Annotated in this window: 7 protein-coding genes and 1 pseudogene; 3 read left to right on the forward strand and 5 right to left on the reverse strand. The window is 61.2% G+C overall.

Annotation, left to right across the window (positions count from 1 at the left end):
* Positions 1-86, forward strand: a pseudogene (locus tag QZL63_RS11715) (OmpH family outer membrane protein); the annotation flags it as partial.
* Positions 87-223: 137 nt separating this feature from the next.
* Positions 224-1,021, forward strand: coding sequence for a diadenylate cyclase CdaA (cdaA, locus tag QZL63_RS06720; protein WP_022308558.1), 798 nt, complete (start codon positions 224-226; stop codon positions 1,019-1,021).
* A 618-nt stretch (positions 1,022-1,639) separates the two neighbouring features.
* Here cdaA and secG read toward each other — a convergent pair.
* The 5 genes from secG to QZL63_RS06745 are packed head-to-tail and all read right to left on the reverse strand — an operon-like array spanning position 1,640 to position 5,213.
* Positions 1,640-2,044, reverse strand: a complete 405-nt coding sequence (gene secG / locus QZL63_RS06725) for a preprotein translocase subunit SecG (protein WP_022308559.1) — start codon at positions 2,042-2,044, stop codon at positions 1,640-1,642.
* A 15-nt stretch (positions 2,045-2,059) separates the two neighbouring features.
* Positions 2,060-2,554, reverse strand: a complete 495-nt coding sequence (locus QZL63_RS06730; RefSeq protein WP_022308560.1) for a hypothetical protein — start codon at positions 2,552-2,554, stop codon at positions 2,060-2,062.
* A gap of 4 nt (positions 2,555-2,558) precedes the next feature.
* Entirely contained in the window at positions 2,559-3,071 is a 513-nt protein-coding gene (locus QZL63_RS06735) for an LptE family protein (protein ID WP_022308561.1), read from the reverse strand.
* Positions 3,072-3,075: 4 nt separating this feature from the next.
* Positions 3,076-4,311 (reverse strand): sigma-54 interaction domain-containing protein, encoded by a 1,236-nt coding sequence (locus QZL63_RS06740; RefSeq protein ID WP_022308562.1) that lies wholly within the window; start codon positions 4,309-4,311, stop codon positions 3,076-3,078.
* A 41-nt stretch (positions 4,312-4,352) separates the two neighbouring features.
* Positions 4,353-5,213 carry a hypothetical protein gene (locus QZL63_RS06745; protein WP_022308563.1) on the reverse strand — a complete coding sequence of 287 codons (861 nt, stop codon included), beginning with the start codon at positions 5,211-5,213 and terminating at the stop codon, positions 4,353-4,355.
* Between the two features lie 388 nt (positions 5,214-5,601).
* On the opposite strand from QZL63_RS06745, the gene QZL63_RS06750 reads away from it, so the two are divergent.
* Positions 5,602-6,987, forward strand: a 1,386-nt coding sequence (locus QZL63_RS06750; RefSeq protein ID WP_290586325.1) for an arginine decarboxylase, incomplete at its 3' end; no start/stop codon positions are given.

The raw sequence follows: 6,987 nt of genomic DNA on the forward strand, positions 1-6,987 counted from the left end.
CCACGACCCCCGACATCACGGCCGCCGTGCTGGCGAAGGTCAATGAGCTCTACGCCGCCGACAAGAAGGCCGAGGGCAAGAAATAGTCCCGGCACAAAACAGGCACATCCGGCTTCCGCCCGCAAGTGGAAGCCGGTATTTTTTTATGCCCCGCAGTTTTTTTATCTGACCGGAATTAGTACCTTTGCGGGAAAAGTGTCATTCCGCTAATTCATAGAAGGCAATGGGATTCGTTCCGTTCACATTCATCGACCTGATCGACATCATTCTGGTGGCCGCAATCATGTATTGGATCTACCGCATGACCAAGGGCACCAACGCACCCTATATCCTCTCGGGCATCATCGCCGTATACCTGCTGTGGGTGGTCGTGCGCGCGCTCAACATGGAGCTGCTGTCGAGCATCCTCGGGCAGCTCATCTCGGTGGGCGCCATCGCGCTGATCATCGTCTTCCAGCCCGAACTGCGGCGTTTCCTGCAGATGATCGGCATGCGGCAGAAGCATTTCAACTTCATTACGCGGATCTTCTCGTCGGGCGACGACGAGGTGCAGACGAACATCATTCCGATCGTCACGGCCTGCCGCGAAATGTCCGAAACCAAGACCGGGGCACTGATCGTCATCGGGCAGCGGAGCGACCTGCGGCTGATCGCCGAGGGCGGCATCGCACTGGACGCCAAGGTCTCGACACCGCTCCTCGAGAACATTTTCTTCAAGAACGCCCCGCTGCACGACGGCGCCGTGCTGATCGAAGGCGACCGGATCGTCGCGGCGAAGTGCATCCTGCCCGTCACGCAGAGCGCCGTGCCGAAATCCTACGGGACCCGCCACCGCGCGGCCATCGGCATGAGCGAGATCTCGGACGCCATCATCCTCGTCGTATCGGAGGAGACGGGAGGCATCTCGATCACGCAGAACGGCGAGATCCACCGGGATATTGACCCGAGCCACCTGCAGCAGATCCTGCAGCGCTATCTGACGGTCAATTCGCGTCACTCGGGCAAGGAGGTGGTCGAATAGCGGTCCGGGCGAGCGGACAGCCGCAGGGGACGCATTGTACGCAAGAAGCCGGCATCCTTCACAGGATGCCGGCTTCTTGCATTTTCGCAACGGCGCCGCGGCAGGCCGGAGCAAGTCGAGGGTTGGGGCACAGGTCAAGGGTCGGGGCGGATCAAGGGAGCTTTGTCGGAAGGAGAAAAACGCGGCGACAGTCAAAGCAGGGACGGCCGAAGAGACTGCCGGCCAAGGCGACAGGTAAAATAAACTGTGCAAGGGCTGCGACTCAAAATGGCGGCACAAAAAAGCGGCAGTCAAAGCAGGGACGGCCAAAGAGATGGGGCGGTAGCGGCGAAGGCAGAGGCAAAAAAATCCGTCTCCACTGCGTGCGAGACGGATTTTTCAATCGCGATTCATTGCCGAACGAAAGCCCGGCACTCGAGTACTCCGGATCCAGCGTCCTCTCCCCTCCCCCGGTACGGATGCTCACCGCAGTCCGAACGATCGCCCCGTTCCGAATCTGCCATGTCCGGCCCAAGAATTCGTGAACTCGCGACTCTTGAGGAGGGTTCTTGAGGAGACCTGCGCCGACGTTTCAGCCCGACCGGCGTGTACCCACCCCGGCCCGGAGATCACCGAACGCTACTCGGCAGCAGCCTCACCGGCAGCAGGTGCTGCGGCCTCGTCGGCGGCGGGAGCCTCACTGCCCTCGGCTGCCGGAATCTCGGCCTGCGGCATGGCACCGGCGCTCTCGGCATCGAGCACGCGCTCCTGCAGGGCCTTGGCGTCCTTCGAGATCTCGGCGTTGCTCTCGGCAACCAGGCCCTTGTCCATGGCCAGCGTGGCCACGAGGCTCAGGACCAGGATGACGATGGCCATCGTCCACGTGAACTTCTCCAGGAAATTCGTCGTTTCACGCACGCCCATCACCTGGTTCGAGGCGCCGAAGTTGGCGGCCATGCCGCTCTTGGGGTTCTGCACCAATACGGCAAGGATGATCAGAACGCTTGCTACGAGTATCAGGGCAATGCAAATCGTGTATAACATATTGCTTTGAATTAATTATTGTTTTTCGGTTTTGCGAATTAACTCGGCAAAGTAAACACTTTTTTCGGGATTTAGCAAACTTAATTTGCGATAAATCGCTGCCGCTTTGTCCCGAAGGCCCTGGGAAAGATAGATTTCGGCCAACTCCTCGCTGACAACCTCGTCCTCCTCGTCCAGATCGGGCTCCGTGCGGACCTCCTCTTCGGGCGCATGTTCGTCGGCCACGATGCGCAGGTCCTCCTCGCGCAGGAAGCGGTCGATCACCTCCTCGGAGGTCAGGCGCACCAACGCCCCGGCATCGATGCGTCCGAGGCGCAGCGAACTCTCCTCGCGCCACGGAGCTGCCACCGACAGGACCGCATCGGGCGCTCCCGAGCACTGCTCCAAAAGGATCCGCACAGGCACAAACCACCCAAAACGGGCGGCAAAACCGCGGATCGCCTCGTCGGAGGGCTTCGGTGCCGACTCCGGCGAGGACAGGTACAACTTCAGGGACTCCAGCTCCGTCATCGGTCTACCAGTTGGAGGCCGAAGCCTGGAATATGTCGGTCACCAGCTGATCGACGATCTCGGGGATCAGCGTGCTCTCGGCCTCGGTCAGCAGCAGCGACGAGTCGTAGTCCTCGAACGCGGAGAAGGTCTTGGTCCACGAGGCCTTCTCGTCGAGCGCATTCGTGAAGCGGACCTTCACGGTGATCGTCAGCCGGTTCAGCAGGGCGTACTCCTCACTCGACACGGACGAGGTAGTCGAGGTGTAGTTGGTGATCTCGCCCTCGAAGGCGAAGTCGCCGCCCTCGTCCACCTGTGCCAGGCGCGTGCGGCGCGAGAAGATATCGACCAGTGCATCGGTCAGCGTCGAGCTGAGGATCGGCGACACCATCGTCGCGTTGTTGGGGAAATAGGCCACCGAGAAGGTCTTGGCATCGGGCGGAATCGAAGCGCCCGAGAACGAATACTTGATGGCCACGCCGCACCCGGTCAGCAGGGCGACGCAGAGGGTTGTCAATAGGATGATTCGTGTCTTCATGGTTTCAATTTTCGGCAATGCCCAGCTCCTTGATCTTGCGATAGAGCGTACGTTCGGACATGAACAGCTCGGCGGCGGCCTCGCGGCGGCGTCCGTTGTTGCGGCGCAGGGCGCGGATGATCTGTTCACGCTGCATGTCGGCCTTGGTCTTCTCGCGCGGCGGCTCATCGGTCACCTCCTCGCTCTCGGCGAAGACCGGAGGCTGGACCGCCTCGGAAGGGGCCGCAGCCGAGACATACGAGGCACTCTGCGTCGTCGTCGGCAGCAGGCCGCGGATGTCGCGCGGCGGTTCGGGATGCCGCACCGCACCCTGCATCAGCTCGGAGATCATCCGCTTCAGCTCGTTGATGTCGGCACGCATGTCGAACAACACCTTATATAAAAGTTCCCGCTCGGTGGACATCTCCCCCGCGTCCATACGCCCCGACGGCGCCATGGGGGCCGGAGCCCCGGCCTCCTGCACGGGAAGGTACTTGGCCAGCACCTCGGCAGTGATGACCCGGGCGGGCTCGATGGCCGAGATCTGCTCGGCGACGTTCTTCAGCTGGCGGATGTTGCCCCGCCAGTAGTAGTGCATGAGCATCTGCCGCGCACTGTCGTCGAGCGTCACGGCCGGCATGCGGTACTGCACGGCCACATCGGAGGCGAACTTGCGGAACAGCAGCGGGATGTCCTCGGGCCGCTCGCGCAGCGACGGCACGCTGATGGGGACCGTACCCAGGCGGTAGTAGAGGTCTTCGCGGAAGCGGCCCTGAGCGATGGCCTCCTGCAGATTGACGTTCGTGGCAGCCACGACGCGGACGTTGGTCTTCTGGACCTTCGACGATCCGACGCGGATGAACTCGCCCGTCTGCAGCACACGCAACAGCCGCGCCTGGGTCGGATGCGGCAGCTCAGCCACCTCGTCGAGGAAGATCGTGCCGCCGTCGGCCTCCTCAAAATAGCCCTTGCGGGCCTCGGTGGCGCCGGTGAAGGCCCCCTTCTCGTGGCCGAAAAGCTCGGAATCGATGGTTCCCTCGGGTATAGCCGCACAATTGACGGCGATGTACTTGTTGTGCTTGCGCGACGAATAGGCGTGAATGACCTGCGGAAAAAACTCCTTGCCCACACCGCTCTCGCCCGTGACGAGGACCGTCAGGTCCGTCAGCGCCACACGCAAGGCAACCTCCAGCGCCCGGTCCAGAAGTTCCGAGGTTCCGATGATGCCGAAGCGCTGTTTAACACTTGTTATTTCTGTCATGGTTCAGGTCGTAAAGTCGATACGAAGGGCCGCATCGCCGGTCAGGCGCGCAGGCGGAGCGGGTCCGGAGCCTCAAAACCGAGGCAGGCCGTCCCGTCGGCCGATGTCTGCTCCCCGGCGGCTGCCTCGCCGCCCTCGGCCGGTGCATCGGCCGGATCGGTATAGTCCATCCACTCCGTCTCGGCCGCCTGTTCACGCGCCTCGCGCCAATAGCCGTAGAGGATGGCCGCCACGGCCAGCGCCGCAGCGATGATGGCGATCCAGATGAAGCGGTCGCCGCGCCGGCGGGGAACACGGTTCACGTAGGTGTAGGCATCGGTATTCTTCGGCGGCTTGCCGTAGCGCAACCCGCGGACCGAGGGATCGGGATTCATCTTCGCCGAAGGCGAGACATGCGGCTCGGTGAAGGCGCTCTTCATCGTCTCGGCCATGCGCCCGGCATCGAACTGCGGACGGCGCGACGGGTCCCGCTCCCCGTCCGGCTCCCCGCCCGTTCCCGCGGCAGCCTCCCCGCCGTCGTGCGACGAGGCAGAGGCTCCGGCGGACTCCCCGGCAGCGGCCGGCTCCGTGGCAGCGGCCGGAACAGCCGGACGCGGGTCATAGGTAAAGGCGATCGTTCCGTTCGCCCCCCCCCTCATCTCGCCCAGACCGGGCAGCGGGCACACCAGGCCGTGCTCGACGGCATGACGCACCTCGAAGACGAAGCGGTCGATCTCGCCGGCGGCCTCCAACTCGTTGAGCCCACGGGCGCAAAGCAGCCCGCGCAGCACGCCGTCGTCGCGTTTGAGCAGTTCGGAAAAGAGTACCGCACGGCCGGGCTCCTTGACGATGAAGGCACCCAGCTGAGGGATGACGAGACGTTTGTGCGTCTCGAGATATTGCGTTATGACAGGTATCAGCACAGTCTAAATCTCCTTATTTTGTCAGGGTTCAAAATTACCGTTTTTCGCAGAAACGTCCAAATATTCGGCTTCCAAAAATCGTCCTGCCGCCCGCTTCCGCCGCCGCAGCGCCCCCTCCGCACCGCCGGCCGGAGAGGCAGCGGCACGGGATGCCATGTCCGGGTCGGCAGGCGGGAAAAGGTTCGGAGCAGGCCGCAAAGGCGGCGCAACAAGGCTCAAAACACGCGGAATGGTAAAATTTAACGAAAATATCGCGACAAAGAGTTGGTTATACGAAAAATATTCGCCTACTTTGCATCCCGAAAATCCGGAAAATCCGACCGAGTTACTTTCACCCGTTTCCGACCATGTAGCGAAGCCGGATTCCCGAAACCCACACGAACGAGCCATGAAAGACAAGTACATTGACCTGATCGAACAGTCGTTCGATTTCCCGCAGGACGAGTTCTCGGTCGAGGACAACGAGCTGCACTTCCACGACATTCCGCTCATGGAACTGATCAAGCAGTACGGCACGCCGCTCAAGATCACCTACCTGCCCAAGATCTCGCAACAGATCAACCGAGCCAAGCGCATGTTCAACGTGGCGATGGCCAAGGTCGATTACAAGGGCTCGTACAACTACTGCTACTGCACCAAGTCGAGCCACTTCTCGTTCGTGCTCGAGGAGGCGATGAAGAACGACATCCACCTCGAGACCTCGTCGGCCTACGACATCCACATCATCAACGCCCTCTACGACGGAGGCATCATCGACAAGGACCGCTACATCATCTGCAACGGATTCAAGCGTCCGCAGTATGTCGAGAACATCGCCCAGCTCGTAAACGACGGATTCACCAACACCATCCCCGTACTGGATAACAAGGAGGAGCTCGATCTGTTCGAGGACGCCTTCACCAAGAAGTGCAAGGTCGGCATCCGCATCGCCTGCGAGGAGGAGCCCAAGTTCGAGTTCTACACCTCGCGCCTCGGCATCCGCTACAACGACATCGTCGAGTTCTACAAGGCCAAGCTCAAGAACAGCAAGAAGTTCCAGCTCAAGATGCTCCACTTCTTCATCAACACCGGAATCAAGGACACAGCCTACTACTGGAACGAGCTCTCGAAGTGCATGAACGTCTACTGCGAGCTGAAAACCATCTGCCCCGAGCTCGACAGCCTCAACATCGGCGGCGGATTCCCCATCAAGAACTCGCTCAACTTCGAATACGACTACGAGTACCTGACCGAGGAGATCGTGGCGCAGATCAAGAACATCTGCCAGCGCAACGGCATCGAGGAGCCGAACATCTTCACCGAGTTCGGATCGTTCACCGTAGGCGAAAGCGGCGCGGCGCTCTACTCGATCGTCAATCAGAAGCAGCAGAACGACCGCGAGAACTGGTACATGATCGACTCGTCGTTCATCACCACCCTGCCCGACACGTGGGGTATCAACCAGCGCTACATCATGCTGGCCATCAACAACTGGGACAAGGAGTACCAGCGTGTGCTGCTCGGCGGACTGACGTGCGACAGCGAGGACTTCTACAACTCGGAGTGCCACACCAACGCCATCTTCCTGCCCAAGCTCGAGAAGGGCAACCCGCAGTACATCGGATTCTTCCACACGGGTGCCTACCAGGAGTCGCTCGGCGGTTTCGGCGGCATCCAGCACTGCCTGATCCCCGCCCCGAAGCACGTGATCATCGACCGCGACAAGTCGGACAACGAATACTACACCCGCCTGTTCGCCAAGGAGCAGTCCTACCGCTCGATGCTCCGCATCCTC

It is taken from the genome of Alistipes sp. CAG:268, from assembly GCA_000434235.1.
In the GTDB taxonomy this organism is placed as follows: domain Bacteria; phylum Bacteroidota; class Bacteroidia; order Bacteroidales; family Rikenellaceae; genus Alistipes; species Alistipes avistercoris.

What these genes read in the sequence shown, in the direction of transcription:
- cdaA (WP_022308558.1), top strand. Translation starts at nt 224, where the DNA reads ATGGGATTCGTTCCGTTCACATTCATCGACCTGATCGACATCATTCTG.
- secG (WP_022308559.1), bottom strand. Translation starts at nt 2,044, where the DNA reads ATGTTATACACGATTTGCATTGCCCTGATACTCGTAGCAAGCGTTCTG.
- QZL63_RS06730 (WP_022308560.1), bottom strand. Translation starts at nt 2,554, where the DNA reads ATGACGGAGCTGGAGTCCCTGAAGTTGTACCTGTCCTCGCCGGAGTCG.
- QZL63_RS06735 (WP_022308561.1), bottom strand. Translation starts at nt 3,071, where the DNA reads ATGAAGACACGAATCATCCTATTGACAACCCTCTGCGTCGCCCTGCTG.
- QZL63_RS06740 (WP_022308562.1), bottom strand. Translation starts at nt 4,311, where the DNA reads ATGACAGAAATAACAAGTGTTAAACAGCGCTTCGGCATCATCGGAACC.